Origin of the sequence: Microbacterium zouquanmingi (assembly GCF_052266675.1) — a bacterium.
Classification (GTDB): domain Bacteria; phylum Actinomycetota; class Actinomycetes; order Actinomycetales; family Microbacteriaceae; genus Microbacterium.
This window is the reverse complement of sequence record NZ_JBQPRA010000003.1, coordinates 182,069-208,686: the sequence shown is the minus strand read 5'-3', so window position 1 is coordinate 208,686 and position 26,618 is coordinate 182,069. Positions and strand designations below refer to the sequence as shown.

30 protein-coding genes are annotated in these 26,618 nt (G+C 64.7%); 17 read left to right on the top strand and 13 right to left on the bottom strand.

What is annotated here, in order from left to right:
- Positions 1-29 precede the first annotated feature (29 nt).
- Both lipA and lipB read right to left on the bottom strand, forming a co-directional pair.
- Positions 30-1,022, bottom strand: a complete 993-nt coding sequence (gene lipA / locus ACTU6V_RS08455; RefSeq protein ID WP_443468190.1) for a lipoyl synthase — start codon at positions 1,020-1,022, stop codon at positions 30-32.
- Positions 1,019-1,672, bottom strand: coding sequence for a lipoyl(octanoyl) transferase LipB (lipB, locus tag ACTU6V_RS08450; RefSeq protein WP_443475416.1), 654 nt, complete (start codon positions 1,670-1,672; stop codon positions 1,019-1,021). The genes lipA and lipB overlap by 4 nt, the downstream gene beginning before the upstream one ends.
- Positions 1,673-1,750: 78 nt before the next feature.
- On the opposite strand from lipB, the gene ACTU6V_RS08445 reads away from it, so the two are divergent.
- Entirely contained in the window at positions 1,751-2,338 is a 588-nt protein-coding gene (locus ACTU6V_RS08445) for a TetR/AcrR family transcriptional regulator (protein ID WP_443475415.1), read from the top strand.
- 48 nt (positions 2,339-2,386) lie between these two features.
- Positions 2,387-3,937 carry a signal recognition particle protein gene (gene ffh / locus ACTU6V_RS08440; protein WP_443475414.1) on the top strand — a complete coding sequence of 517 codons (1,551 nt, stop codon included), beginning with the start codon at positions 2,387-2,389 and terminating at the stop codon, positions 3,935-3,937.
- A gap of 7 nt (positions 3,938-3,944) precedes the next feature.
- Here ffh and ACTU6V_RS08435 read toward each other — a convergent pair whose 3' ends face one another.
- Positions 3,945-4,844, bottom strand: a complete 900-nt coding sequence (locus ACTU6V_RS08435) for an EamA family transporter (RefSeq protein WP_443475413.1) — start codon at positions 4,842-4,844, stop codon at positions 3,945-3,947.
- A gap of 78 nt (positions 4,845-4,922) precedes the next feature.
- Between ACTU6V_RS08435 and ACTU6V_RS08430 the strand changes: the two genes are divergently transcribed.
- Positions 4,923-5,801, top strand: a complete 879-nt coding sequence (locus tag ACTU6V_RS08430; protein ID WP_443475412.1) for a LysR family transcriptional regulator — start codon at positions 4,923-4,925, stop codon at positions 5,799-5,801.
- Here the strand turns inward: ACTU6V_RS08430 and ACTU6V_RS08425 are convergent.
- Positions 5,791-7,503, bottom strand: a complete 1,713-nt coding sequence (locus tag ACTU6V_RS08425) for a glycerol-3-phosphate dehydrogenase/oxidase (protein WP_443475411.1) — start codon at positions 7,501-7,503, stop codon at positions 5,791-5,793. The genes ACTU6V_RS08430 and ACTU6V_RS08425 overlap by 11 nt on opposite strands.
- Positions 7,504-7,587: 84 nt before the next feature.
- On the opposite strand from ACTU6V_RS08425, the gene ACTU6V_RS08420 reads away from it, so the two are divergent.
- Positions 7,588-8,556 carry a sugar-binding transcriptional regulator gene (locus ACTU6V_RS08420; protein ID WP_443475410.1) on the top strand — a complete coding sequence of 323 codons (969 nt, stop codon included), beginning with the start codon at positions 7,588-7,590 and terminating at the stop codon, positions 8,554-8,556.
- A gap of 104 nt (positions 8,557-8,660) precedes the next feature.
- Entirely contained in the window at positions 8,661-10,160 is a 1,500-nt protein-coding gene (gene glpK / locus ACTU6V_RS08415) for a glycerol kinase GlpK (RefSeq protein ID WP_443468198.1), read from the top strand.
- 1 nt (position 10,161) lies between these two features.
- Here glpK and ACTU6V_RS08410 read toward each other — a convergent pair whose 3' ends face one another.
- A complete protein-coding gene (locus tag ACTU6V_RS08410) occupies positions 10,162-11,346 on the bottom strand; it encodes a glutamate--cysteine ligase (protein WP_443475409.1) in 1,185 nt (394 codons plus the stop codon).
- 167 nt (positions 11,347-11,513) lie between these two features.
- Here ACTU6V_RS08410 and rpsP point away from each other — a divergent pair, with 167 nt between their 5' ends.
- From rpsP to trmD, 4 genes are read left to right on the top strand one after another with little or no spacing between them, the layout of a single operon-like run.
- Complete coding sequence (rpsP, locus tag ACTU6V_RS08405) at positions 11,514-11,945, top strand: 30S ribosomal protein S16 (protein WP_417511752.1); 432 nt, start codon at positions 11,514-11,516, stop codon at positions 11,943-11,945.
- Positions 11,946-11,950: 5 nt separating this feature from the next.
- Positions 11,951-12,181 carry an RNA-binding protein gene (locus ACTU6V_RS08400; protein ID WP_417511754.1) on the top strand — a complete coding sequence of 77 codons (231 nt, stop codon included), beginning with the start codon at positions 11,951-11,953 and terminating at the stop codon, positions 12,179-12,181.
- Positions 12,165-12,761: a ribosome maturation factor RimM gene (gene rimM / locus ACTU6V_RS08395; protein WP_443468200.1), complete on the top strand. Its 597-nt coding sequence runs from the start codon at positions 12,165-12,167 to the stop codon at positions 12,759-12,761. Before ACTU6V_RS08400 ends, rimM begins: the two co-directional genes overlap by 17 nt.
- 20 nt (positions 12,762-12,781) lie before the next feature.
- Positions 12,782-13,465, top strand: coding sequence for a tRNA (guanosine(37)-N1)-methyltransferase TrmD (gene trmD, locus ACTU6V_RS08390; protein ID WP_443475408.1), 684 nt, complete (start codon positions 12,782-12,784; stop codon positions 13,463-13,465).
- 29 nt (positions 13,466-13,494) lie between these two features.
- Here trmD and ACTU6V_RS08385 read toward each other — a convergent pair whose 3' ends face one another.
- The 3 genes from ACTU6V_RS08385 to ACTU6V_RS08375 are packed head-to-tail and all read right to left on the bottom strand — an operon-like array spanning position 13,495 to position 14,866.
- Positions 13,495-14,319, bottom strand: coding sequence for an SURF1 family cytochrome oxidase biogenesis protein (locus ACTU6V_RS08385; RefSeq protein WP_443468202.1), 825 nt, complete (start codon positions 14,317-14,319; stop codon positions 13,495-13,497).
- A complete protein-coding gene (locus ACTU6V_RS08380) occupies positions 14,316-14,504 on the bottom strand; it encodes a hypothetical protein (protein ID WP_443468203.1) in 189 nt (62 codons plus the stop codon). Before ACTU6V_RS08380 ends, ACTU6V_RS08385 begins: the two co-directional genes overlap by 4 nt.
- A complete protein-coding gene (locus ACTU6V_RS08375; protein WP_443468204.1) occupies positions 14,504-14,866 on the bottom strand; it encodes a DUF3099 domain-containing protein in 363 nt (120 codons plus the stop codon). The genes ACTU6V_RS08380 and ACTU6V_RS08375 overlap by 1 nt, the downstream gene beginning before the upstream one ends.
- Positions 14,867-14,976: 110 nt before the next feature.
- Here ACTU6V_RS08375 and fabG point away from each other — a divergent pair, with 110 nt between their 5' ends.
- Positions 14,977-15,687, top strand: a complete 711-nt coding sequence (gene fabG, locus ACTU6V_RS08370; RefSeq protein WP_443468205.1) for a 3-oxoacyl-ACP reductase FabG — start codon at positions 14,977-14,979, stop codon at positions 15,685-15,687.
- Here the strand turns inward: fabG and ACTU6V_RS08365 are convergent.
- From ACTU6V_RS08365 to ACTU6V_RS08355, 3 genes are read right to left on the bottom strand one after another with little or no spacing between them, the layout of a single operon-like run.
- Complete coding sequence (locus ACTU6V_RS08365) at positions 15,640-16,365, bottom strand: alpha/beta fold hydrolase (RefSeq protein ID WP_443475407.1); 726 nt, start codon at positions 16,363-16,365, stop codon at positions 15,640-15,642. The two genes, fabG and ACTU6V_RS08365, sit on opposite strands and share 48 nt — an antisense overlap.
- Before the next feature lie 60 nt (positions 16,366-16,425).
- Positions 16,426-17,061 carry a phosphoserine phosphatase SerB gene (gene serB / locus ACTU6V_RS08360; protein WP_443468207.1) on the bottom strand — a complete coding sequence of 212 codons (636 nt, stop codon included), beginning with the start codon at positions 17,059-17,061 and terminating at the stop codon, positions 16,426-16,428.
- A 37-nt stretch (positions 17,062-17,098) separates the two neighbouring features.
- Positions 17,099-18,343 carry a glucose-1-phosphate adenylyltransferase gene (locus tag ACTU6V_RS08355; protein WP_443468208.1) on the bottom strand — a complete coding sequence of 415 codons (1,245 nt, stop codon included), beginning with the start codon at positions 18,341-18,343 and terminating at the stop codon, positions 17,099-17,101.
- A gap of 46 nt (positions 18,344-18,389) precedes the next feature.
- Here ACTU6V_RS08355 and glgA point away from each other — a divergent pair, with 46 nt between their 5' ends.
- The 3 genes from glgA (at position 18,390) to ACTU6V_RS08340 (ending at position 20,720) form a co-directional block, all read left to right on the top strand.
- Positions 18,390-19,583, top strand: coding sequence for a glycogen synthase (glgA, locus tag ACTU6V_RS08350; protein WP_443468209.1), 1,194 nt, complete (start codon positions 18,390-18,392; stop codon positions 19,581-19,583).
- Between the two features lie 10 nt (positions 19,584-19,593).
- The gene (locus ACTU6V_RS08345) at positions 19,594-20,379 is read left to right on the top strand and encodes an ABC transporter ATP-binding protein (protein ID WP_443468210.1); all 786 of its coding nucleotides are present in this window, start codon (positions 19,594-19,596) and stop codon (positions 20,377-20,379) included.
- Between the two features lie 86 nt (positions 20,380-20,465).
- Complete coding sequence (locus ACTU6V_RS08340) at positions 20,466-20,720, top strand: type B 50S ribosomal protein L31 (RefSeq protein WP_417511774.1); 255 nt, start codon at positions 20,466-20,468, stop codon at positions 20,718-20,720.
- 51 nt (positions 20,721-20,771) lie between these two features.
- Here ACTU6V_RS08340 and ACTU6V_RS08335 read toward each other — a convergent pair whose 3' ends face one another.
- On the bottom strand, positions 20,772-21,497 hold the full coding sequence (locus tag ACTU6V_RS08335) for a 3'-5' exonuclease (RefSeq protein WP_443468211.1): 726 nt from the start codon (positions 21,495-21,497) through the stop codon (positions 20,772-20,774).
- Between the two features lie 77 nt (positions 21,498-21,574).
- Between ACTU6V_RS08335 and ACTU6V_RS08330 the strand changes: the two genes are divergently transcribed.
- The gene (locus ACTU6V_RS08330) at positions 21,575-22,483 is read left to right on the top strand and encodes an alpha/beta fold hydrolase (protein ID WP_443468212.1); all 909 of its coding nucleotides are present in this window, start codon (positions 21,575-21,577) and stop codon (positions 22,481-22,483) included.
- Here ACTU6V_RS08330 and ACTU6V_RS08325 read toward each other — a convergent pair.
- On the bottom strand, positions 22,455-22,928 hold the full coding sequence (locus ACTU6V_RS08325; RefSeq protein ID WP_443468213.1) for an Lrp/AsnC family transcriptional regulator: 474 nt from the start codon (positions 22,926-22,928) through the stop codon (positions 22,455-22,457). The genes ACTU6V_RS08330 and ACTU6V_RS08325 overlap by 29 nt on opposite strands.
- Before the next feature lie 169 nt (positions 22,929-23,097).
- Here ACTU6V_RS08325 and pdhA point away from each other — a divergent pair, with 169 nt between their 5' ends.
- The 3 genes from pdhA to ACTU6V_RS08310 are packed head-to-tail and all read left to right on the top strand — an operon-like array spanning position 23,098 to position 26,604.
- On the top strand, positions 23,098-24,210 hold the full coding sequence (gene pdhA / locus ACTU6V_RS08320) for a pyruvate dehydrogenase (acetyl-transferring) E1 component subunit alpha (RefSeq protein WP_443468214.1): 1,113 nt from the start codon (positions 23,098-23,100) through the stop codon (positions 24,208-24,210).
- Position 24,211: 1 nt separating this feature from the next.
- On the top strand, positions 24,212-25,222 hold the full coding sequence (locus tag ACTU6V_RS08315; protein WP_443468215.1) for an alpha-ketoacid dehydrogenase subunit beta: 1,011 nt from the start codon (positions 24,212-24,214) through the stop codon (positions 25,220-25,222).
- On the top strand, positions 25,219-26,604 hold the full coding sequence (locus ACTU6V_RS08310) for a dihydrolipoamide acetyltransferase family protein (protein WP_443475406.1): 1,386 nt from the start codon (positions 25,219-25,221) through the stop codon (positions 26,602-26,604). Before ACTU6V_RS08315 ends, ACTU6V_RS08310 begins: the two co-directional genes overlap by 4 nt.
- Positions 26,605-26,618 lie beyond the last annotated feature (14 nt).

Genomic DNA, 26,618 nt, shown 5'->3' with positions numbered 1-26,618 from the left:
TCGGCGTGGTTTTGCGGTCTCGGGGAAGCTCACACCGCCTGGGCGAAGCCGAGATCGGCGCTGGCTGCGATGTGCGAGAGGTGCGGCGGAATCTCGCGCCCCTTCGAGATCATCGACTGCGCCCACAGGCGACCCGCGCGGTACGACGAGCGCACCAAGGGGCCCGCGAGCACACCGAGGAATCCGATGCGCTCCGCCTCCCCCTTGAACTCGACGAACTCCGCAGGTTTGACCCACCGGGCCACTGGCAGATGCCTCGGCGTCGGACGCAGGTACTGCGTGATCGTGATGATGTCGCATCCGGCATCACGGAGATCCTGCAGCGCATCGACGACTTCCTCTGGCGACTCGCCCATGCCGAGGATGAGGTTGGACTTGGTGATGAGTCCGGCGTTGTGCCCCTGCGTGATCACGTCGAGTGAGCGCTCGTAGGTGAAGGCGGGGCGGATGCGGCGGAAGATGCGCGGCACCGTCTCGACGTTGTGCGCGAACACCTCGGGACGGGCGTCGAAGATCTGGCCGAGGTAGTCGGGGTTGCCGCTGTGGTCGTTTGCGAGCAGCTCGACGCCGGTATTGGGGTTCTGCGCGTGGATCTGACGCACGGTCTCTGCATTCAGCCACGCGCCGGTGTCGGGCAGATCATCACGGGCAACACTGGTCACCGTCGCGTAGCGCAGATCCATTCGCGTGACGCTCTCTGCCACGCGCCTGGGCTCATCGGTGTCATAGGCGGCGGGCTTGCCCGTGTCGATCTGGCAGAAGTCGCAGCGCCTGGTGCACTGCGAGCCGCCGATCAGGAAGGTCGCCTCGCGGTCCTCCCAGCATTCGAAGATGTTGGGGCACCCGGCCTCCTGGCAGACCGTGTGCAGACCCTCGTCCTTCACGAGCGAGTGCAGAGCCTGATACTCGGGCCCCATCTTCGCCTTGGTCTTGATCCATTCGGGTTTGCGCTCGATCGGGGTCTCGGCGTTTCGGACCTCGAGACGCAGCAGCTTTCGGCCATCGGGAACAGCAGCACTCATGCCGAGACTCCTTCCATCGCAGTATCCGCATACGCGGTGACGAATGCCGACGACACGGCGTCGACGATGTCAGCGGGGGAGACCTCGCGACCAGCGACCTCGCTCACAGTGGTGACGCCGGCGTCCGCGATTCCGCAGGGGATGATCCCCCCGAAGCCGGACAGCGTGTTGTCGCAGTTGATCGCGAACCCGTGCATCGTCACTCCGCGCTGGACGCGCACGCCGATCGCGGCGACCTTGTCCTCACTGAGCGGACGGCGTACCCAGACGCCGCTGCGCCCTTCAACCTGGTAACCGTCGACGCCGAGTGGACGCAGCACATCAATCAGCACGCGCTCGAGATGGCGGACGTGGGCGACGACATCCATCGGTTCAGGAAGACGCACGATCGGGTATCCGACGAGCTGACCGGGCCCGTGCCAAGTGATCTTGCCGCCGCGGTCGACATCGATGACCGGGGTGCCATCCTGCGGCCGTTCGTGTTCTTCCGTGCGCTTTCCTGCCGTGTACACGGCCTCGTGCTCGAGGAGGATTAGCGTGTCGGGACGCGTGCCCTCGACCACATCGTGATGGATGCTCCGCTGCAGGTCCCACCCATCGAGGTAGGGCACGAAGAGTGGGGCGAGTCCCGCGTTCAGAATCTCGAGCATGATCACCTTCCGGGTTGTTGGATGCCGTCTAACAATACTCCCGCGCTGAGGAATCGGCGCGCGCGGTACGGTGAAAGTATGAAAACGGAGCCTCGAGCTGGACGTCCTCGCGCATCGTCGCGCGAAACGCTCGCCGAGGCCGCGTGTGAACTCTTCTTGGAGCAGGGGTACGACGCGACCTCGGTCGCGGACATCACGCAACGCGCTGGAGTGAGCCGCTCGAGCTTCTTCAACTACTTCTCATCGAAGGGCGATGTGCTGTGGTCGGGGTTGGATGCGCGGATCAGTGAGGCTCTTGCTGTGCTCGCGACACTCGGAGCGGATGCTGATGGCGGTGCCGTCCGGAGCATCCTGTTGCGCGTGGTGCATGATTTCGCACCTGACCCGCTCGCGCTCGCGCTGCGCAATGCCACGGCGATGGGTCTCGACGACGAGCTGATGCGCGAAGCCGGCGTGCGCCAGGCGCGACTCGCGGCCGCCATCGCTTCTGCGGCAGTGACCGTGGGGATCTCATCGGTGAAAGCAGACATTCTCGGTGCCGCACATGCGGCTGCCGTGCTTTCATCACTGCGTGTGTGGGCCGAACGAGGTGCCGGTCACGGCACATCCGAGGGGCTCCTGCAGGAGGCGATGCACGGCATCTACGACCTACCGTGGTCGGACTGATCGAAAGGATCGGCGCTACGGCGCCGCTCGCGTAGAATCAGAAGCACCATGGCTACCTTTGGCACGCTCTCCGATCGGCTGACCGAAACCTTCCGCAACCTTCGCACGAAGGGAAAACTGACCGCGGCTGATGTCGACGGCACGGTTCGCGAGATCCGGCGCGCACTGCTCGACGCCGATGTCGCGCTTGCGGTGGTCAAGGACTTCACCGCGAAGGTGCGCGAGCGCGCACTCGGCGATGAGGTCAACAAGGCGCTGAACCCGGCGCAGCAGGTCGTGCAGATCGTCAACGAAGAGCTCGTCGGCATCCTCGGTGGCGAACAGCGCCGCCTGGAGTTCGCCAAGACTCCGCCGACGGTCATCATGCTCGCCGGTCTTCAGGGCTCGGGTAAGACGACTTTCGCCGGAAAGCTCGCGAAGCAGCTCGAGAAGGACGGTCACACGCCTCTTCTCGTCGCAGCCGACCTCCAGCGTCCGAACGCCGTGAACCAGCTCCAGGTCGTTGCAGAGCAGGCCGGTGCCACCATTTACGCGCCAGAGCCCGGCAACGGCGTCGGAGATCCGGTCAAGGTGTCGCGCGACGGTGTCGAGCACGCCCGCCGCCAGCAGCACGACGTCGTCATAATCGACACCGCAGGACGCCTCGGCGTGGATGCCGAGCTCATGAAGCAGGCATCCGACATCCGCAAGGCGGTCCAGCCGGACGAGGTCCTGTTCGTCATCGACGCGATGATCGGTCAGGATGCCGTGAACACGGCAAAGGCGTTCCAGGAGGGGGTCGACTTCACAGGTGTCGTCCTCTCGAAGCTCGACGGTGACGCCCGCGGTGGTGCGGCGCTTTCCGTGGCATCAGTCACCGGACGCCCGATCATCTTCGCCTCGACAGGTGAGGGGCTCGACGACCTCGAGCCGTTCCACCCCGACCGCATGGCGAGCCGTATCCTCGACCTCGGTGACATCCTCACCCTCATCGAGCAGGCACAGCAGGCCTTCGACGAAGAAGAGGCACAGAAGGTCGCCGAGAAATTCGCGACCGATCAGTTCACGCTTGAGGACTTCCTCGGCCAGCTTCAGCAGATGAAGAAGATGGGCTCGATGAAGAAGATGCTCGGGATGCTCCCGGGTATGGGCCAGATGAAGCAGCAGCTAGACGACTTCGACGAGAAGGAGATCGATCGCACAGAGGCGATCATCCGGTCGATGACGCCAGGCGAGCGGCAGAACCCCAAGGTCCTCAACGGCTCGCGTCGCCTCCGCATCGCCAAGGGATCCGGCATGACCGTCACCGACGTCAACCAGCTCGTGCAGCGCTTTGATCAGGCCGCCAAGATGATGAAGACGGTTGCCCGTGGTGGCACTCCGCACATCCCCGGAATGGGCGCGATGCCAGGCATGGGCCGCCCCGGAGCCTCTTCCAAGCGCGGCAAGAAGGGCAAGGCCAAGGGAGCTTCGCGCTCGGGCAACCCGGCAAAGCGCGCCGCCGAGAACGCGGGTCTTCCCAGCAGCCCTTCGACCGGCTCAGGCTTCGGCCTCGGCGGACAGACGGCCCCGACTGAGGCCGATCTCGCCGAGATTCAGAAGCTCTTCGGCAAGAGCTGACCGGCGCTCACTCCCGGAGCGGCCCTGCGACCACGACGGGAGCGAGCGTCGGTTGGCGACCGCGAGCGGCGAACTGTCCTCCGGCAAGCGAGCCGAACGCAAGAGCCAGGCCGATGAGCTGGATGCCGGTGAAGGCCTCGCCCGCGACGATCGTGCCGAGTACTGTCGCGACGATCGGCGACAACAGTACGAGAAGGCCGGGAACGATCACGGGTAGTCGCTGGATGCCGCGGAACCACAGGGCGTAGGCGATCAGCCCACCGGCGATGCCGAGCCAGGCGTAGCCGAGGACGGCGTCGCTGTCGAGCTGTCCGGGCAGCCCCTCGAACGTCATGACGAACGGCAGCAGAAACAGTCCACCGGCGGTGAGCTGCCAACCCGCGTAGGAGACCGCGTCGACGCCAGGCGGGCGCCCCCAGCGCTTGGTCAGCACGATGCCGCTGGCGGTTGCCATGACGCCGCCGATCGCCGCAAGAATTCCTCCGGCGTCGAGGGCCGCTGCGGGGCCGAGGACGATCAGTGCGACACCGGCGGTGCCCGCAAAAGCGGCGATGGCAGACGCGATGCGGATGCGCTCACCGACCACGAGGGCGCCAAGGCCGAGAATGATGAGCGGTTGGATGGCGCCCACGGCTGCTGCCACACCGCCCGGTAGGCGCTCGGCAGCGACGAACAGCAGGGGAAAGAAGGCGCCGATGTTCAGGAAGCCGAGAACTGAGGCTTTCCACCACCAGTCACCGCGGGGGAGCCTGCGCCCGATAGTGATCGCCAGCAGCCCCGCAGGAAGGGAGCGCAGTAGCCCCGCCAAGAGCGGATGCCCGGGGGGCAGCAGCTCGGTCGTGACGATGTACGTGGTTCCCCACACGGCTGGTGCGAAAGCGGTGAGCAGGATCGTGAGGAGCGGCATGCATCCAGGCTCTCCTCAGAAGAACAATGAGTCCAACGCATTCTTGTCACATCAACTATGACGTGCTTTCATGTACATATGGATCTGCAGCAGCTTCGCTACGTTGTCGCGGTTGCCGATACCGAGAGTTTCACCCGAGCTGCGGCGAAGTGTTTCGTCACGCAGTCGGCTTTGAGCCACCAGATCGCCGCGCTCGAGCGTGAGATCGGTCAGCGTCTATTTGCTCGTACCAGCAGGAGTGTTCGCCTGACAGAGGCGGGCACGGCGTTCGTCACGCATGCGCGAGAAGCGCTGATCGCCGTGAACAGTGCCACGGAGGAGGCGGTCGCCGCAGCAGGCGAGGTCCGAGGAACGCTGCGGTTGGGCGTCATCCCCACCGTCACAGCAGTCGATGTGCCGCACCTACTGCGCGCCTTCCATGATGCGCACCCGCATACGAGGGTCGAGCTTCGTGTCGGCAACAGCGACGCGCTCGTGGCCGCTGTACGAAGCAGCGAGATCGATGTGGCTCTGCTCGGGCTGCGTGAGGGCGTGGTTCCCGCGTCGGTGGCCGTTCGGCAGCTCGCGCGTGGGCGGTTGCTGGCGGTCCTCCCGGGCTCTCACCGGCTGGCGTCGCGGCGGCGAGTCAGCCTGGCCGATCTGGCTGACGAGACCTTCGCGGATTTTCCGGCTGGCACGTCTGGCCGCGCCCAGTCGGATGCCGCATTCGAATCGCTCGGCATCTCACGCGACGTCGCCTATGAAGCAGACTCGGCCGATCTCATTCTTAGCTTGGTCAGCGCCGGCCTCGCCATCGCGCTGCTGCCACCCGGTATCGCTCGGGAGACTGGAGCAGTCGTTGCACTCCGGCTCGTCGACGGCCCGGTGCGCGTGGAGTACGCGGCCTGGGATCAGCTGGCACCCCGGAGCGTCACGAGGGCATTCGTCGCCGTGATCGAGGCTGCGATCACACCGTGACGGTGCCGCGCTCGGCGATATCCACCCCGTGCGCCTCGCGCAGCTGGGTTGCTGTGTCTTCGATCTCCGCATCGACCGTGGCCGCATCCCAGCTGAGCAGGGGTGCGAGAGCCTCGGCGATCGCACGGACGACCTGCGCATCCACGTCACCCGTGAATGCGAGGCTCGTGCGGCGGAAGATGACGTCCGCGACGTGCTGAACCTTCTCGTGAGCAACCATCCATTCGAGCTCGCGGCTCGAAAGAGCGTCCCCGACAACCGGTGAGTCGTCGGCCTCGCTGATGAATGCGGCAACGTCCGCTGCGCGCGTTCCATAGCGGGTGAAAAGCACGCGTCCGCGCTCATCGTCGCCCACGTTGTCGCGGAGCCATTCGAGCTTGCGGCGAGGCGTCTTGGGGTACCCGTTGCCGCCGCCGATGCGCACGCCAGCTGTGTTCACGACGCGCTGGCGTCCGAGCTCGCCGAGCACGTGATCGGTGAGGTTCTCGCCGAGAGCGCGGAAGGTCGTCCACTTTCCGCCGACCAGGCTGAAGACCGCGGGCCAGCCCGCATCCTCGCGCCGTTCGATCCGGTAGTCGCGCGAGACGAAACCGGGAGCGGTGTCATCGTGGTGGGGCAGGGGGCGGATGCCGGAATACCTGTACACGATCTGCGAGCGTTCGACGGCGATCTTCGGGAAAACGTGTGCGATGAGGTCGAAGAAGTACTGCACTTCTTCTTCCGTGCAGCGCGCGGGTTCGCGGGGGTCGGCTTCGAGGTCGGTCGTGCCGACGAGCACGCGGCCCTTGAGCGGGTAGATGAGCACGATGCGCCCATCGGAGTGCTCGAAGAAGATCTCGCGTCCGCCGGTGGCATCCAGGAGTTCCGGGTGATCGAGAACGATGTGCGAGCCCTTCGTGCCGCCCATGAACGCGGTTTCGGTGCCCATGGCGTCGTTCGTGAGGTCTGTCCAGGGTCCGGATGCGTTGACGACGACGTCACTTTGCACGTGGAACTCGCTGCCCGTCTCGCGATCGCGCAGGCGCAGTCCCTCGGCATCGAGTCCGACAGCCTCGATGTAGTTGAGCGCATGAGCGCCCTCATGAGCTGCTTCGCCATCGCGGAGTACGTCGAGCGCGAGGCGCTCAGGATCGTGCACCGATGCATCGTAGTAGGTCGCCGTGTACTTGATGTCGTGGTCGAGGTGCGGAAGCTGCTCAAGCGACTTCTTACGACCGTGGAACCGGTGGCGGGGCACGTTCCCACCGTCTCGGGAGAATGTGTCGTAGAGCGTGAGGCCGACTTTGATCAAGAAGGCGCCGCGCTCCTGCGGTTTGCCCTGCTTGTGCGTCAGGAACCGCAGCGGCGCGGCAAAGATGCCCGAGAACGTCGAGTAGATCGGGATCGTCGTCTGCAGGGGCTTGACGTAGTGCGGGGCGATCTTCAGCAGACCGTTGCGCTCCTGCACGGACTCCTTGACGAGACGGAACTCGCCGTTCTCCAGATAGCGAATGCCGCCGTGGATCATGTGGCTGGATGCGGCTGTTGCACCGGATGCGAAGTCACCTCGCTCGACGAGCAGAACGTCTACACCCTGCATTGCGAGGTCACGGAACGTGGAGATTCCGTTGATGCCCCCACCGATCACGATCACACTCGTGCGTCCGCTCTCGCGCACGTCACGAACGCTCTGTCGTTCTGCCGGGGTGGTTGCAGCGCTCATCGTCTCTCCTTGGTGGGCCGTCACATATATCCTGATCTGAGCAGCACACCCGCGCAACAACGCTGCACGAACGTGCAAGGAGAGATGATGATCGACAGAGCTGAGGATGATTCGAAGACGGCACAGGCTCTTCGTGCAGCCCAGCTCTACTACCTGCAGGACATGACGATGGACGCCATCGCTCGAGAGCTCGGGACCTCGCGATCATCCGTGTCACGCCTGCTCAGCCACGCGCGCGAGACAGGGCTTGTCGAGGTGAGGATCCATCCGCCGCAGGGGCAGGCGCTCCGCCTGGAAGAAGCGATTCGAGCGCGTTTCGGGATCGCCGCGCACGTGGTGCCGATCCCGCAGGGGCTCTCAGATGTGGAGCGATTCGAGCGGGTGGTGATGAGTGCGGCTCGTCAACTGCCGCTGTACTTCGACTCCAATATGACCCTCGGCATCGCGTGGGGCTCGACGCTCGATGCGATCAGCAGACACCTGCCGAACAAGGAGACCCACAACTCCTCGGTGGTCCAGCTCAACGGGGCCGGAAACACGTTCACTAGTGGCACCGACTACGCCAGCGAGATCCTCCACCGGTTCGGACAGGCATTCAGCGCTTCGGTCCAGCAGTTCCCCGTGCCTGCGTTCTTCGATGATCCGCTCACCAAAGAGGCGATGTGGCGTGAGCGCAGCACGAGGCGAGTGCTCGATCTGCAGGCACGGGCGGATATCGCCCTCTTCGGACTCGGCTCGCCGTTCGCCGAAGTGCCCAGTCGCGTCTACGTCGGCGGATACCTCGACCGCGCGGACTACCGAAACCTGCGTGATGAGAAGGTCATCGGGGACGTGGCCACAGTCTTCTACCGGCAGGACGGGAGCTGGAAGGACATCGAGCTGAACAAGCGGGCTACCGGTCCTTCGTTCTCGGTGCTCCAGCGAGTGTCGCGCCGGATCTGCGTCGTCGCCGGAGTGCAGAAGCTGCCGAGCTTGAGAGGCGCGATCGCGGCCCGTCTCATCACAGATCTCGTTCTGGACGAGCACCTGGCAGAACAGCTCATCGAGGTGTGAGCACCGCTCTGCACGTTCGTGCAGAGCAGCGAACGCTCGTTCCGCGGTCTTCTAGGCTGGGATGCACGCGGACAGCGCCGTCACCGGCTGGAGAGAACAACCCTATGCACATCGTCGCCATCGATCAGGGCACCACGAGCACCCGAGCCATCGTCTTCGACGCGAGCGGCAAGATCGTCACCACCGGTCAGCGGGAGCACGAGCAGATATTCCCGCGCGCTGGGTGGGTCGAGCACGATGCCACCGAGATCTGGTCGAACACGACAGCCGTGATCGATGAGGCGCTGGATGCGGCGGACATCACGGCGGCCGATGTCGCAGCCATCGGCATCACCAACCAGCGGGAGACCGCGATCGTCTGGGACCGCATCACGGGCGAACCAGTGCACAATGCGATCGTCTGGCAGGACACGCGGACGCAGCCTTTCATCGACGAGCTCGCAGCTGACGGCGGCATCCGTCGCTTTGCCGAGATCACCGGGCTTCCACTGGCCACCTATTTCTCCGCATCCAAGATCGCGTGGATCCTCGACAACGTCGATGGCGCACGCGATCGGGCGGAGAAGGGGGAGCTGCTGTTCGGAACGCCCGATACCTGGGTGCTGTGGAACCTCACTGGCGGCCCTGACGGTGGAGTCCACGCCACGGATGTCACGAACGCCAGCAGGACCCTCCTCATGGACCTGCGCACGCTGGACTGGCACGACGAACTTCTGCGCGCGTTCAACATCCCGCGCGCGATGCTTCCCGGCATTCGCTCCTCATCGGAGGTGTACGGCGCAGCCAGAGGCACGGCGCTCGATGGCACCCCGATCGCGTCGATCCTCGGCGATCAGCAGGCTGCCACGTTCGGCCAGGCGGCGTTCGAGCGCGGTGACTCGAAGAACACCTACGGCACCGGAAACTTCCTCATCGTCAACACGGGTGAAGAGATCGTGGTCAGCGAGAACGGGCTGATCACCACCGTCGCCTACCAGCTCGGCGACGAGGCCCCCCGCTACGCGCTGGAGGGCTCCATCGCCGTGACGGGGTCACTCGTGCAGTGGCTGCGCGACAATCTCGGACTGTTCGATGAGGCGGCAGACGTAGAGAAGCTCGCGCTGAGCGTGGAAGACAACGGCGACGTGTATATCGTTCCGGCTTTCTCGGGACTTTTCGCTCCGTACTGGCGGCCGGACGCCCGCGGCGCGATTCTGGGGCTCACGCGCTACGCGAACAAGGGTCACATTGCTCGTGCGGCGCTGGAAGCGGTTGCGTTCCAGACCAGGGAAGTGCTGGATGCCGTCGCCGCAGACACTGGCGAAACCCTCGAAGAGCTGCGGGTCGATGGGGGAATGGTCGCCAACGACACGCTGATGCAGTTCCAAGCGGATGTGCTCGGCGTTCCGGTTGTGCGTCCCGAGATCGTCGAGACGACCGCTCTGGGGGCGGCGTACGCGGCGGGCCTCGCGGTCGGTGCCTGGTCAGATATCGATGAGCTGCGCGGAATGTGGCGCGAAGACGTTCGGTGGCAGCCGATGATCGACGAAGAGGAGCGCGAACGGCGCCTCGCTCGCTGGCACAAGGCCGTCACGCGCACCTTCGACTGGGTCGACGAGGACTGAATCAGATCACGGGAGATCCGGGTCCCGACCGGAACTCCCGGATCAGGTGCTGCACGACTTCCCGGAGGTCACCGCCGGATGCTTCGGCGACTCTGATCTGTCTTTCGTAGCTCGCGCCTGAGTCGATGATCTTCTTGGTCGCCGCGAACTCGGTCGAACAGCCGAGATCGACGGCCACTGGTGCGAGATCGGTGAGCATCTCTGCGACGTGGTCGCGCACGAGACGCTGAGTGCCGACGGCATCCACTATCAGACGTGCATCCATCCCGTAGCGTGCGGCGCGCCACTTGTTCTCGCGATGGAACCACGGAGGCATGATCGCAAGTGTCTCCCCAGCATCCAGCTGACGAGAGAAGTGCTCGACGAGAACCTGGGTGACCGCCGCGATCGAAGAGAGCTCTGTGAGCGTGGAGAGACCGTCGCAGGCGCGGACCTCGATGGTTCCCCAGCGCGGTGCCGGCCGAATGTCCCAGCGCACTTCGGTTGCATCGGCCATCACACCCGTGCGGACCATGTCGTCGAGGTACCGCTCGTACTCCGACCACGATTGCAGAGTCCAGGGGAGTCCGGCGGTCGGAAGCTGCTGGAACACCAGAGCGCGGTTCGATGCATAGCCCGTTCGCTCGCCCGCCCAGTACGGACTCGAGGATGCGAGCGCCTGCAGGTGGGGAAGATATGCGGTCAGGGCGCCGATGATCGGCATGACCTTGTCGCGGTCCTCGACGCCGATATGCACATGGATGCCCCAGATCATCATGTTGCGGCCCCACCACTGGGTGCGCTCGATCAAGCGGTGATACCGGCCCTTGTCGGTGACCTGCTGATCGAACCACTGGGCGAACGGGTGGCTGCCGGCCGAAAGCAGTTCGATCCCGGCAGGATCCGTCGTCGCCCGCACCGCCGCGATGGCGGCGGCGATGTCACCGATCGCATGCGCGACGCTGTCGCCGATCCCACTGGTCACTTCGATCGTGTTCGTGAGCAACTCGCCGGTGACGGTGTGCCGTTCGGGTGCGCTCTCGTCCTCGAGCGCGTCGAGCAGCTCAGGGGCTCGACCGACCAGGTCGCCCGAGTCAGGATCAGCGAGCATGATCTCCCACTCGAGCCCGACAGTCGAACGAGCGGATTCAGTGAATTCCTGCGTCACGAGCAAAGTCTGACACGCAGCGCCTCGGAGAACCGACATACCGACGGTCCCGTTTCGCGCACGGCGCCATGATCTGGCAGAATAGAGGGTCGGACGACGATCTCGACCCTCTATCCAGATCGCGTCCACTCATTTGAGCTTCCGCCGGGTGTGCACCCCACTCTCCAGGCGATCAGTTCGTTCCTTCCACACCATTCAGGAGAATCGTGGCTGTAAAGATTCGTCTCAAGCGTTTCGGTAAGATCCGTGCGCCCTACTACCGCATCGTCGTCGCCGACTCGAAGACCAAGCGCGACGGTCGCGTGATCGAGGAGATCGGCAAGTACCACCCGACCGAGCAGCCCTCGTTCATCGAGGTCGACTCCGAGCGTGCGCAGTACTGGCTCTCCGTCGGCGCACAGCCGACCGAGCAGGTCGCCGCAATTCTCAAGCTCACGGGCGACTGGGGCAAGTTCAAGGGCGACAAGGACGCGAAGTCCACCGTTCAGGTCGCAGAGCCCAAGGCTCCGTTCGAGATCGACTCGGCGAAGAAGTCGGTCGTCAAGCCCAAGGTCGAGAAGAAGGAGGCTCCCGTCGAGGAGGCTCCCGCCGCCGCCGACGCGGAGGCCGCTGAGGCTCCCGCCGCCGACGCAGAGTAATCGCTGTGCTCGCCGCCGCGCTCGAACACATCGTCAAGGGGATCGTTGATCACCCCGAAGATGTTCGCATCACCGCATCCACGTCGCCGCGAGGCGATCTGCTCGAGGTGCGCGTGCACCCCGACGACCGTGGGCGCGTGATCGGGCGCGGCGGCCGCACCGCAAAAGCACTGCGCACGCTCATCTCCGCACTGGCGGATGGGCAGCGTGTCCGCGTTGATGTCGCGGACGACTGACGTGGTTGCCAGCGATCGCAATCAGGGCAAGAACCAGCTGCGCGTAGGGCGCCTCGTCAAGCCTCACGGCCTCAAGGGCGCTCTCAAGCTCGAGCTGTATACAGACAACCCCGAACGTCGCTTCGTTCCGGGAGCCGAATTCACGTTGCAGGTGCCTGAGGCATCTCCGTGGCACGGCAAGTCCATCACCGTTCGCGAGTATCGGGTGATGAACGGCAATTCCGTCGTCTTCTTCCAGGGTGTCGATGACCGCGAGGGAGCCGAAGCGCTCGCTCGCGCCATCCTCTGGATCGATCAGGATGCTGACGAGCCCGAAGACAACGCCTGGTACGACCACCAGCTCGTGGGTCTCGACGTCGTTCGCGACGAGCAGGTGATCGGTGAGGTCGTCCGCGTGGAGCACCTCCCGGCCCAGGACCTCCTGATCGTCAAGGCGAAGGCCACTGGCGACGAGGTCATGGTGCCTTTCGTCGAAGCCATCGTCCCTGCGGTCGAGATCAACGAGGGCCGCATTCTCGTCACTCCTCCTGCTGGCCTCTTCGAAGAGGTCGCAGATTCCGCGGCCGACTCCGCTGAGTGATCGATCGTTACGATCAGCCCATGCGCATCGACGTCGTTTCGATCTTCCCGTCGTACTTCGATGGGCTGACCCTCTCCCTGCTGGGCAAGGCCCGCGAGAACGGCATCTTGGATCTGCACGTCCACGACTTGCGCGACTGGACGAGCGACCGGCATCGCACTGTCGACGACACCCCGTATGGCGGGGGAGCGGGCATGGTCATGAAGCCGGAGCCCTGGGGTCTTGTCCTCGACGAGCTTGCGGGTTCATCCAAGCCGACGATCATCTTCCCCTCGCCGGCGGGCGAGGTCTTCCGTCAGAGCACCGCTCGCGAGTTCGCAGAGCACGATCACCTCATCATCGGCTGCGGTCGCTATGAGGGCATCGACGAGCGCGTCTTCGAGTATGCCGCGACGCTCGGTGAAGTTCGTCTGGTGAGCCTCGGAGACTACGTCCTCAACGGCGGCGAAGTCGCAGCGATGGCGATGATCGAAGCGATCGGACGCCTCGTTCCCGGCGTGGTCGGCAACCCCGAGAGCCTCATCGAAGAGTCACACGAAGACGGGCTTCTGGAGTACGCCTCGTACACGAAACCCTCGACCTGGCGTGACCGTGAGGTTCCCGGCGTGCTGCTCAGCGGCAATCACGCCGCCATCGCCGCATGGCGCCGTGAGCAGCAGATCGAAAGAACCAGGGCGCGCCGCCCCGACCTGCTCAGCGACTGACGTCCCATCTGCTGATCAGACAGGCACGATCAGACGGGCAGATTCGCCTCGTCGAGAAGATCGTCCTCGGCGTCAGCATCCTGATCACGCCGTCGTCGCCTCTTCTCGGGCGTCGGGCGACCTTCGAGCTCTTCGCGATGCTTCTGCACCTCGGTGCGGATGATGTAGAAGATGAAGATGAATCCCATCACACCGAACAGGATCCACTGAATCGCGTAGGAAAGGTGCGGGCCGGGATCTTCGGTAGGAGACTCGAACGCGCCGAGCGCGGCATCCGGTGCGGGGCTCTCTTCCACCAACCGGCCGTAGCCGCTCACAATGACATCGCCAGTGACTTCTGAGGCGATCGTAGGCAGATGAATCGTGGGAACCTGACCCTCGGGTGCGCTTCGTCCCGAAGACGGCAGCTGCTCGCCTGGTCGCAACCGGACGATCACCGTCACTTCGCCGGTAGGCGGCGCCGCGACAGCATCCGGCAGGGCGCCCTCGCCCGGCGCCACCCACCCTCGGTCCACGATGAAGACGCGACCGTCGTCGTCTTGGAACGGCACGAGCACCTCGAAAGCACTTGTGCCGCCGTGCGGACGATTGCGCACGAGCAGCTGTTCGTCCGCGAGGTATTCACCCTGCAAGACGACGGGGTGCCATTCGTCACCGGGTCGCATCTCGCCGTCGGCGCCGATCAGATCGCGAAGCGGCACAGGATCGGCATCATAGTTCTGCTCGACGAGCGCGAGATCCTCAGCACGACTCTCGTTCCTCTCGAACTGCCAGTTCGAGAGGAACACGCAGGCGGCCGCGAATCCGATCGCGATCAGAAGATAGACGCCCCAGCGCAGGAAACGATTGTTCACTCCGGCAACCCCTCACGCACGGCGACAGGGAAGTCGCGTGCCGCAAGGTAATCATGCAGGAAGCCCGCATGCTCATCGCATGCCAGCCAGATCTTCTCGCGGTCCGCGCTGTGGATTCGCGGGTTTCGCCAGACGATCTGCTGAGTCGCGTCGATTCGGCATCCCGCTCGAGAGCACTTGTGCATCACTTCTCGTCCTCTTCGGGGTGTTCGGCGACGGCGGGCGTTTCGCGGATGGTGATCACGGTTGGATCTGCAGGGGTCTCTTCCGTGCGCGGTGCGGCTGTGATCTCCTGCACCGGCGACTCCGCCGGCGGCGTCGCGGTCGGACTCACCGCGTTCGCGAAGACCACTGCGATATACGGCAGAATCGCCGCCGCGAAGGCGAATACCCAGGTGTACCAGCCGTAGGGGGTTACAAGGACGGTCAGCGCGAAACACGCCATGCGGATCCCCATCGTGATCCAGTACCGGCGCACACGGGCGGTCGCCTCCTCCTGCGGGGATTGCGGGAGGGACGTCACAGGGGCGGCATGTGAGTGTTTCACGGTGCTTCAAGCCTACGCCGCGGAGCGGGGCACGGATGGCCTTTGGTGTCCGGATAAGATGGCCCGGGCCGGTCACTCGGCAGATCGTAGAACCCGGTGGGAGAACAATCATGAGTTCAGAGCGTGTCGTCCTGGTAACTGGCGGAAATCGCGGCATCGGTCGTGCGATCGCCGAGCGCTTCGTGCGCGACGGCTACCGCGTTGCGGTCACCGCGCGCAGCGGTGAAGGTCCGGAGGGCACCCTCACCGTGCGCGCCGATGTCACGGACGCCGTGTCGATCGATGCCGCTTTCACCGAGGTCGAAGCCGCACTCGGACCGGTCGAGGTCATCGTCGCCAACGCTGGCATCACCAAGGACACCCTGCTCATGCGCATGAGCGAGGATGACTTCGACAGCGTCGTCTCGACGAACCTCGGCGGAACCTTCCGTGTCGTCAAGCGCGCATCGAAGGGCATGTTGCGTGCGCGCTTCGGCCGCATCATCCTCATCTCCAGCGTCGTCGGACTCTACGGCTCGGCGGGGCAGGTGAACTACGCCGCATCGAAGAGCGCCCTGGTGGGCTTCGCTCGTTCTGTCACGCGCGAACTGGGGGCGCGCGGGATCACCGCCAACGTGGTCGCCCCCGGATTCATCGAGACGGACATGACTGCGGCGCTTCCCGAAGAGACGCAGAAGCAGTACAAGGCCAACATTCCGGCCGCGCGCTTCGCAACGCCGGACGAGGTCGCGGGCGTGGTCACGTGGCTTGCAGGCGCGGATGCCGCCTACATCTCAGGCGCCGTCATTCCCGTCGACGGTGGACTGGGCATGGGCCACTGATTCATTGATCAGCTCAGCCAGTCTTGCTGGCTGGGAGAACTGGGGCCAGTGGCCGGAGCCGATCTTCCTCACCGTGACGTCGGCGATCGCGCGGTACTCATCGGCGTATGAGGACCACTGATCGATCACGGCTTCGAGCTGCTGCCTGTCCATACTGCCCATGAGGATGGTGACCGGCACACGATGCTGCGCTCCGGTGAGTGGTACGGGGTCGGTAGGGACACGGGCCGGTACCGACTGGGTCAGCGGCAGGGTTCGTGCGCGCGTCTCAGCGTCGAGGTCGTAGACATCCTCGGCGGGGAAGTAGTCCCACCCAGGAAAGGGAGTCACGCCATCGATGACGTCGAACTCAGAGATGCTCGCATCATCTGGCGGCGGCGTGGTGTCGACGAAGATGACTTGGGCGACGCGGTCGGCCCGTGCAGCAGCCGCGCCCCACACGACGTTGCCTCCGCCGCTGTGACCCACGAGAACGACCGGCTCTGATGCGACGTCGATCTGTGTGACGACGGCGTCGACCCAATCGGCTATTCCGATGTCTGCAGAGCGCTCAGCGGGATCGCCGACGCCGGGAAGGGTCAGCGGAAGAGGCGTGTGACCTGCTGCCGTAAGCGCGGGGACGATGTCGTCCCACGAGGATGAATCCAGCCAGAGGCCCGGTACGAGAAGGATGTCCATGCCGCGATGCTAATGGTGGGTTCTGACGTTATCCAGACCTCGTTCAGGGGCAGGCGCCGTTCAGGGCAGCAGGGCGATGACTTCGCGCAGATCCTGCGGTGCGATGACGAGGCTTGCGACCGCGCGCACCGCGGGCTTCGCATTGAATGCGATGCCGAGCCCTGCGACCGCCATCATCTGCAGATCATTGGCGCCGTCGCCGATCGCGATCGTTGCGTGCGACGGCACGCCGAGCTCGTTCGCCCACTCCTGGAGAGATGCGGACTTGGCTGCAGCATCCACGATTTCGCCATCGACTGTGCCGGTGAGCACGCCATCGGCAACAGCGAGGCGATTGGCGCGCCACCGGTCCACGCCCAGGTCCGGAGCAATGTGATCGAGGATCTCGTGGAACCCACCGGAGACGACACCGACCACTCCGCCCCGGTCGTGAACAGCGGAAGTGAGCTCGCGGACACCCGTGGTCGGCTCAATGCGCGCGCGAACTCGTTCGAAAGCATCCGTCGAGATGCCGGTCAGCGCCTGCACTCGCGAGCGAAGACTGGTCGCGAAGTCCACCTCTCCGCGCATCGCGGCCTCGGTCGCGGCTTGCACCTCTTCGCGCCTCCCCGCCTCGTCAGCGAGGAGCTCGATCACCTCGTTGCGGATGAGGGTGGAATCGGCATCGAGGACGACGAGGAAGCGCGCTGCAGTCACACGATCGACAATAGCGCCAGGTGGGGTACGGCCCTGATCAGAGTTCGACCAGCTCGCCCTTTCCGACGATCGTGATGCCAGATTCCGTCACGGTATACCCGCGGTCCAGATCTCGCTGCCTGTCGACGCCGACTGTGGCGCCATCGAGCATCACCACGTTCTTGTCGAGGACGGCTCTGTGCACTCTCGCCCCTTGACCCACGACGACGCCATCGAACAGCACAGAGTCGGTGATCGTCGATCCGCCGGCAGCCAGTGTGCCAGGGCCGATCACGCTGCGCTCCAGATGCGTCCCGGAGAGGACCGAACCGGGCGAGACGATCGAGTCGATCGCGTTGCCGATGCGACCGACGGCGTCGCGGACGAACTTGGCCGGCGGCGCGTTGACGCTCTGCGTGCGGATCGGCCACAGCGTGTTGTACAGGTTGAAGACGGGCAGCGTGGCGATGAGGTCCATGTGGGCGTCGAAGAAGGAATCGATGGTTCCGACATCGCGCCAGTACGCACGGTCGCGCGGGGAAGACCCTGGCACGTCGTTGTTCTTCATGTCGTAGTACCCGGCCGTACCGCGGTCCACGAAGTACGGGACGATGTCGCCGCCCATGTCGTGGTGGGATGAGGCGATTTCGCCGTCGGCTTCGACGGCCGCGATCAGAGCATCCGCATTGAAGATGTAGTTGCCCATGGAGGCCAGGACCTCGTGAGGCGAGTCCGCCAGGCCCTCAGCATCCGTCGGCTTCTCGAGGAACGCGCGAATGCGTCCCGATCCGTCCGGATCGGCGTCGATCACACCGAACTGGTCCGCAAGGGCGAGTGGCTGGCGGATGCCGGCGACGGTCGCCTCTGCGCCGGAGGCGATGTGCGCATCGAGCATCTGCTGGAAGTCCATCCGGTACACGTGATCGGCGCCGATCACGATCACGATGTCCGGCGTCTCGTCATTGATGAGGTTGAGGCTCTGCAGGATGGCGTCGGCCGAGCCCGAGAACCAGCGCTTGCCGAGACGCTGCTGGGCGGGCACCGAGGTGATGTAGGAGTCGAGCAGCGAAGACATCCGCCAGGTCTGGGTGATGTGGCGATCAAGGCTGTGCGACTTGTACTGAGTGAGTACCACGATCTGCCGGAGCCCGGAATTGATGAGGTTTGAGATCGCGAAATCGATGAGCCGATACTGGCCACCGAAGGGCACAGCAGGCTTCGCGCGGTCTGCTGTCAGCGGCATGAGACGCTTGCCCTCTCCGCCGGCGAGGATGATGCCGAAAACCTTCTTTGGGGCTGCCATGGCTCCACAATAGAACCCGAAGGTGTCGCTGTACTAGCGTTCAAGCATGCGCGTCGACATGATCACCAAGGAGTACCCGCCGGAGATCTACGGCGGCGCGGGAGTGCACGTTTCGGAACTGGTCGCAGCGATGCGATCCTCCCTCGACGTGCAGGTGCGTGCGTTCGGCGCTGAGAGGTCAGAACCGGGCACGACGTCCTATCGGACGCCTGCCGAGCTTCTGGGGCAGAACCAGGTGCTGCAGACTCTCGGAACCGATCTGTTGATGGTCGGCGACGTTGCCGGTGCCGATCTCGTGCACAGTCACACCTGGTACGCGAATTTCGCCGGTCACCTCGCCGCACAGTTGCACGGCATCCCGCACGTGATCACTGCGCACAGCCTTGAGCCGCTGCGGCCCTGGAAGGCGGAACAGCTCCGCGGCGGGTACGCCGTCTCCGGTGGAGTGGAGAAGCTCGCGTACGAGAATGCGAATGCCATCATCGCCGTTTCCGCGGGCATGCGTGCTGATATCTTGCGCGCGTACCCGCAGGTGAGCCCCGAGCGGATCCATGTGATCTACAACGGCATCGATGTAGAGCGGTGGCGTCCTGTGAACGATCCGGCCTTTCTCGACGAGATCGGGATGGACCCGAGTCGGCCGTCCGTCGTGTTCGTCGGGCGGATCACGCGGCAGAAGGGCCTGCCATACCTGCTTCGCGCCGCAGAGCTGCTGCCGGCTGATGTGCAACTGGTGCTGTGCGCGGGCGCGCCCGACACGCCCGAGATAATGACCGAGATCCAAGAAGGCGTCGGGCGGCTGCAGCAGACGCGCGGGGGAGTGATCTGGATCGAGCGCATGCTGCCGCGAGATGAGCTCAGCGCGATTCTCGCCGCAGCGACCACGTTCGTGTGCCCTTCGGTCTACGAACCGCTCGGCATCGTGAATCTCGAAGCCATGGCGTGCGGCGCGGCAGTCGTCGGCACGGCGACCGGCGGCATTCCCGAGGTCGTCGCTGATGGCGTCACCGGACGACTCGTGCCCATCGAGCAGGTGCAGGACGGTACAGGCACCCCGATTGACCCGGACCGGTTCGTCGCCGATCTTGCCCGGGTTCTCACCGAAGTCGTTTCAGACCCTGCACGGGCGCGTGAGTACGGCCGGGCAGGGCGCGAGCGTGCGACGGATGAGTTCAGCTGGGCGGCGATCGCCGACACGACGCGGTCGCTCTACGCCGAGCTGACGGACGAGAGCGTCTAGGCTGGGCAGTATGCCGAGCGCTCTTGATTTCACCGATGTCGTCGTGCGCCGTGACGGGCGCAACATCGTCGATCATGTGACCTGGCAGGTCGCAGACGACCAGCGATGGGTGGTGCTCGGCCCGAACGGAGCGGGCAAGACCACCCTGCTTCAGCTTGCCGACACGCTCATGCACCCGACGGGTGGAACCGTGACGATCCTCGGCGAGACTCTCGGGCGCACTGATGTCTTCGAGATCCGCCCGCGGATCGGTTTCGCGTCCTCGGCGATGGCAAGGCGCATCCCCCGCGAGGAGACAGTCCTCAACGTCGTGCTCACCGCTGCCTACTCAGTGACCGGCCGGTGGAACGAGAAGTACGAGAACATCGACGAGCGCCGCGCGCTGCGTGTACTGGGGGAGTGGAAGCTCGACCACCTCGCCGATCGGACCTTCGGAACGCTCAGCGATGGCGAGCAGAAGCGCGTGCAGATTGCGCGTGCAGTGATGACCGATCCCGAACTTCTGCTTCTCGATGAGCCGACTGCTTCGCTGGATCTCGGGGCGCGTGAGGAGCTTCTGAGCCTCCTCAGCGGTTACGCGTCATCTCCGACGACGCCGGCGATGGTCATGGTGACCCATCACGTAGAAGAGATACCGGTTGGATTCACTCACGTGCTGCTGATTCGCGAAGGCGCCATCGTCGCCGCGGGCCCGATCCAAGAGACGCTGACGCCGGATGCTCTGGCCGAAGCCTTCGGAATGCCGATCGCGCTCTCGGCCGAAGACGGACGCTACGCGGCGCGTGCCACGTCCTGAGCTCGGCATCTGCTAATATTGACCCTTGGTGCTTCTGCACCCTTTGACTTTCATTCTGTACGCACCCCGCAATCCAAGGATTCCGCATGAAGACTGACATTCACCCCGACTACAAGAACGTCGTGTTCCGCGACCTCGGCTCGGGCGAGACGTTCCTGACCCGCTCGACGGTCACCAGCGACAAGACGATTGAGCTGGATGGCGCGGAGTACCCGGTCATCGACGTCGAGATCTCCTCTGCTTCGCACCCGTTCTACACGGGTAAGCAGCGCATCATGGACTCGGCCGGTCGCGTCGAGAAGTTCAACCAGCGCTTCAAGGGCTTCGGCGGCAGCAAGTAAGCTCCCGCAACGAAAGGAAGGCCCCGCTTCGGCGGGGCCTTCCTTGTGTTCTCAGCGCGTTTCGTGCGCCGTTTCTCGCACAGGCCACTGCCCGTCGAGAGCATCTTCTGGATCGATGCGACCGATGCGGATGAAGTACTCGGTAAGGCTCTCAGCTTGCGTCCGCGCCCAGCCGATCTGCTGTGCGTGCAGTTCTTGCGCGGACGTCGCGAGCGGGAACGCCCGTGCGAGCGCCTGTGCGACTCTGCCGGCAGCGATGGCGTCTGCGGATGCCTCGTGCGCACCGTCGAGCGTCACTCCATAGTGCTGCGCGACGAACTCGAGAGTGCGCTTGCCTTTGCGGTACCGGTCGACTGCCTTGTCGATCACCAGTGGATCGATGACCGGACCGGGTGCCTCGAGAACCGCGACACCGTGCCGGTGGCACTCATGCGCGAGCAGTGAGAAATCATACGAGGCGTTGTAGGCGACCACAGGGAGCCCCTGCGCGAACAGCGAGCTGAGCGAGGACCTGATCTCGGCGACTACTTCGCAGGCATCTCGGCCTTCGCGCTGAGCGCGTTCGGTGGTGATCCCATGCACGGCGGCTGCCCCGTCTGGAATCGGCACCCCAGGGTCGGCGATCCATGATCGTGCGGCGACCTCGTCGCCGCGGGAATCGAGCACACCGACGTATGCGGTGACGATGCGATCGGTCCCGACATCGACTCCCGTCGTCTCGAGGTCGAAGACGCCGATGCGACCGAGCCAGGCCGGCAATTCCAGATCGAGTGCCATGAACTTCTCCTCTGTCACCTCTCACGCTAGGGATGGCCTCGGACATTGCGGCGCAGGCGCGCCCGTAGACTGAAGGCATGCCCGTGCCATCGCCATATGCCGACAGGCTGAGTCGTCTTCCCGTCGAGCGGCACGAGGTCGAGGTCTCTGGCGGTAGGACCGCGTACTGGGTGTACGGCCCCGCTACCGACTCGATGGAACCGGTGACGGTGATCGCGGTGCACGGATTCCGCGGCGAGCATCACGGTCTGGAGCCGGTGCTCGCCTTCCTTCCCGAGCTCCGCGTGATCGCACCCGACCTGCCCGGTTTCGGCGAGACCGAACCTCTTCCCGGCGGTGTCCACGATCTCCAGGCATACGCGCAGTGGCTGCGCGAGTTCGCAGCAGCTGTCGCACCTGGCGCTGTCATCCTCGGCCACTCCTTCGGGTCGATCGTGACTTCTGCAGCCGTCGCGGGCGGTCTCCAGACGCCGCAGCTGATTCTCATCAACCCGATCGGCGCTCCTGCTCTGCAGGGACCGAAGGGCATTCTCACCAAGCTCGCCGTGTTCTATTACGCGCTCGGTGCGAAGCTCCCGGCGCGCATCGGAACAGCGCTGCTACGGAACCGACTGATCGTGCGCGCAACGAGCATCGCGATGGCGAAGACAGCAGACGCGGATCTGCGCCGCTTCATCCACGATCAGCACGACACGTACTTCTCGAGGTTCGCCGATCGCGATGTTCTGCGTGACGCGTTCGTCGCCAGCGTCTCGAACGATGTGCGAGCGTTCGCTCCCGAGATCGACGTGCCGACGCTGCTGGTGGCTGCGCAGCACGACGACATCACCCCTATCGAGGACGAGCGGCGTCTGGCGGCGCTGTTCCCCGATGCCGAGCTGGTGGAGATCGCAGACGTCGGTCACCTCATCCACTACGAGACGCCCGCCGAGGCCGCTGGTGCGATCCGTCGATTCCTCAGGGTTCCCGTTTCGCGAGACCGATGAGACCCGCGACGCGATAGGGGATCACCTCGCCCATCGCGAGCGAGGTCTCCGTGCGTTCCACGCCTTCGATCGACAGAATGCGGGCGTCTGTATCGAACAGATGCCGGGCGTCGCGGCAGGCGACGCGCGCGAGCAGGTCGATAGATCCGCTCAGTCCGTGCACCTGAAGAACCTCGGGAATGCGCGCAAGCTCTGCGGTGATCCGTGGCAGCTCGGTCTGTCGGAGTCCGATGCTGATGAACGCCTGCAGAGGAAAGCCCAGCACTTCTGCTGAGAAGGATCGCTCGTAGGAGAGGAACACGCCAGTCTGCTCGAGCCTGGCCATTCGCGCCTGAATGGTGTTGCGCGATAGGCCCAGACGTTCGGCAAGCGCGACGACGGTGGTTCTGGGGTCTTCCGACAGCGCAATGAGCAGTTCGAGATCTACTCGATCAAGCGTGGACATAGTGCCAAACCCTAGCAGGTGACAAACGGCATTATTGGGCAACATGCTCAAGCAAACTGTGAATGCTTGAGCGTGCTGATGAACGGACGTACGCTCGAAGTGACCGACGGAGCCGTCGGCGTCAGGCGTGCTGGTCCTCACGAGGGACTCACCCGTCAGGAGGACGAAGATGTCATCGCAAACCACCCCGAACACAGACACCGGCCAAGATCTTGAGCTTGTTGAGAGACTCATCGCGCCGGATGGAACCCGACTGAGCAACCCTGAGCTCGATGCGCTCGTGGCTGACGTTGATGCAGCGCAGCTTCGCGGGCTGCACCGCGACATGGTGATCCTGCGTCGGATCGATTCCGAAGGCATCGCCCTGCAGCGTCAGGGGCAACTGGGTCTCTGGGCTCCTTGCAACGGCCAGGAAGCAGCGCAGATCGGCACGGCCCGCGCGATCGATCCGATCGACTTCGTCTTCCCCAGCTACCGCGAGACCGGGGTCCTCTACGCGCGCGGCGCGCAGCCAGGTGACTTCGTGCGGGTCTGGCGCGGCGAAGAAGGGGCGCCGTTCGATCCCCTGGAGATGCGGGTAGCCCCACTGCAGATCATTATCGGCGCGCAGACTCTGCACGCGGTGGGCTACGCCATGGGCATCAAGCACGAGCAGGCTCCTGAAGTTGCCGTCACCTACTTCGGTGACGGTGCGACCAGCCAGGGAGACGTCAACGAGGCGATGGTCTTCGCCGCCTCCTACCAGGCCCCGGTCGTCTTCGTATGCCAGAACAACCATTGGGCGATCTCTGAGCCGGTGACAGTGCAATCGCAGTACCCGATCGCCGGGCGAGCACCCGGATTCGGCATCCCGAGCCTGCGTGTCGATGGCAATGACGTGCTCGCCTGCATGGCGGCCATGCGCTGGGCACTCGCGCATGCGCGATCGGGCAAGGGGCCGGTGTTCCTCGAGGCTGTCACCTACCGCATGGGGCCGCACACGACGTCGGATGACCCGACCCGATACCGCGATCCCGCAGAGCTCGAATCATGGAAGCAACGCGACCCGATCGCTCGCGTCGAGGCGTATCTTCGCGGCCTCGGCGAGATCGACGACGAGCAGATCGCTGCTGCGCACGCCGATGCCGACAAAATCGCCCGAGAGATGCGAGCCGCGTGCCTCGGCATGGTCACCCGCGAGCCGCTCGCCGTGTTCGACGGGGTGTACGCAGAACCGCACTGCGGCATCGACCGCGAACGCGAAGAGTATGCCGCGTATCTCGCGTCGTTCGAAGAGGTGTGACATGACTCAGATGACATTGGGCAAGGCATTGAACGCCGGCCTCCGAAAAGCGATGAAAGACGAACCGAAGGTCGTCCTGATGGGGGAGGACATCGGCAAGCTCGGCGGTGTCTTCCGCATCACCGACGGTCTCCTCGATGAGTTCGGGGCGGCGCGCGTCATCGACACGCCTCTGGCGGAATCGGGCATCGTCGGCACTGCAGTCGGGCTCGCGTATCGCGGCTATCGTCCCGTCGTCGAGATCCAGTTCGACGGGTTCGTTTATCCGGCCTTCGATCAGATCGTCTCGCAGGTCGCCAAGCTGCACTACCGCACACAGGGGCGCGTGAAGATGCCGATCACGATTCGGATCCCCTGGGCGGGAGGAATCGGGGCGGCTGAGCATCACTCGGAGTCGCCCGAGGCCTACTTCGTCCACACTGCCGGCCTGCGCGTGATCGCGGTCTCCAATCCGCAGGATGCGTACCGATGCCTGCAGCAGGCGATCGCCTCGGATGACCCGGTCATCTTCTTCGAACCGAAGCGGCTCTATCACCACAAGGGTGAGGTCGATCTCGACGCCTCACTCGCGGATGCGTCGCCGATGGGGCTTGCGCGTGTCGTCCGCCCAGGGGCTGATGTCACAGTCATCACCTACGGGGCGATGGTGTCGACGGCGTTGGATGCCGCAGCTGCCGCAGAGGACGAGGGGCTGTCGCTGGAGGTCATCGATCTGCGCTCACTCTCACCGGTGGATTACGGAACGATCGCCGCATCCGTTCGGCGCACAGGACGCGTCGTCGTCGCCCATGAAGCCTCCCGTGAGGCGGGCGTCGCAGCAGAAGTGATCGCCAGCATCACCGAGCGGTGCTTCGAGTACCTCGAGTCGGCGCCTGTGCGCGTCACCGGCCACGATGTGCCCTATCCGCCCGCGAAGCTGGAGAAGTTCCATCTTCCGGACCTCGATCGGATTCTGGATGCCGTCGACCGCGTACTCGATCGACCGAACAGCCTTGCGGGAGCCGAGTCATGATTCAGGAATTCCATCTTCCAGACCTCGGCGAGGGGCTTACCGACGCCGAAGTCGTCCAGTGGCTCGTGGCCCCCGGCGATACCGTGACGTTGAACCAGACGCTCGCCGAGGTCGAGACGGCAAAGGCCGTCGTCGAGCTTCCGTCTCCCTTCGAGGGCACGGTCTCAACGCTGCACGCCGAAGCGGGAGAGACCGTCGCGGTGGGCGCGCCGCTCATCGCCTTCGACGTCCCCGGCGACGACGCTGCCGAGCCCGAGCCTGGCAGCGAGGAGAGCGCCGCGCAGACTGAGAACGCGGATGCTGACGACACGGAGGCGACGCCACCGAACCTCGTCGGATATGGTGCTGCCCCATCGAGCAAGAAGCGTCCGATGCGCCGTGTGCGTCGTGTCATGGGGAGCACGGTTCCCGCGGACACCGCCGTGCTGGAGGCGGCACCGCACGATGTGCTTCCTGATGAAGCGCCGGCGACCGTGAGGGTCGGTGAACGGCCGCGCTCGACGCCCCCGGTGCGCGCACATGCCAAGCGACTTGGCGTCGACATCGTCCTGGTCGCCGCTGAAGTCGGCGATCGCGTGATCACTCGTGAAGACATCGATGCCTACGCCGAGCGTGTCGGTGCGAGAACGGATGCGCCAGCACCTCAGCATCTGGCCATCAGCGTTCTAGGTACGACCGACGCGCGCGAAACTCGCATCCCGATCAGGGGTGTGCGCAAGCACACCGCTGCGGCGATGGTGCAGAGTGCATTCACCGCACCGCACGTGACGACTTTCCACACGGTGGATGTGACCGCCACCATGGAGCTCATCGCGACACTGCGTGAAGATCGCGAACTGACCGCGCACAAGATCGGTCCACTCGTCGTCGTGGCAAAGGCCGCGTGCCTGGCTCTGAGCCGCACACCCGGACTGAACTCGCGGTGGGACGAAGAGGCCGGCGAGATTGTGCAGCACCACTACGTCGATCTCGGAATCGCCGCGGCGACGGAGCGTGGGCTCATCGTGCCGAACATCCGTGCCGCAGACAGCATGACGCTGCCGCAACTCGCGGACGCGCTGACCGTGCTGGCTCAGACAGCGCGATCGGGAAAGACGACGCCGGCAGAACTCGCCGGCGGCACATTCTCGATCACGAATATCGGTGTGTTCGGCATCGATGCCGGCACTCCGATCCTGCCTCCTGGCCAGTCGGGGATTCTCGCGGTCGGAGCTGTTCGCCGCATGCCGTGGGAGCACCAGGGCGAGATCGCGCTTCGGCAGGTGATGACACTGAGTCTGTCCTTCGATCATCGCATCGTCGACGGCGCAGAGGGGGCCCGATTCGTGAAGGATGTCGCGGACATTCTCGAGCAGCCGGGTCGCGCGATGCTCCTGCGCTGACCGGGCTGTCACCC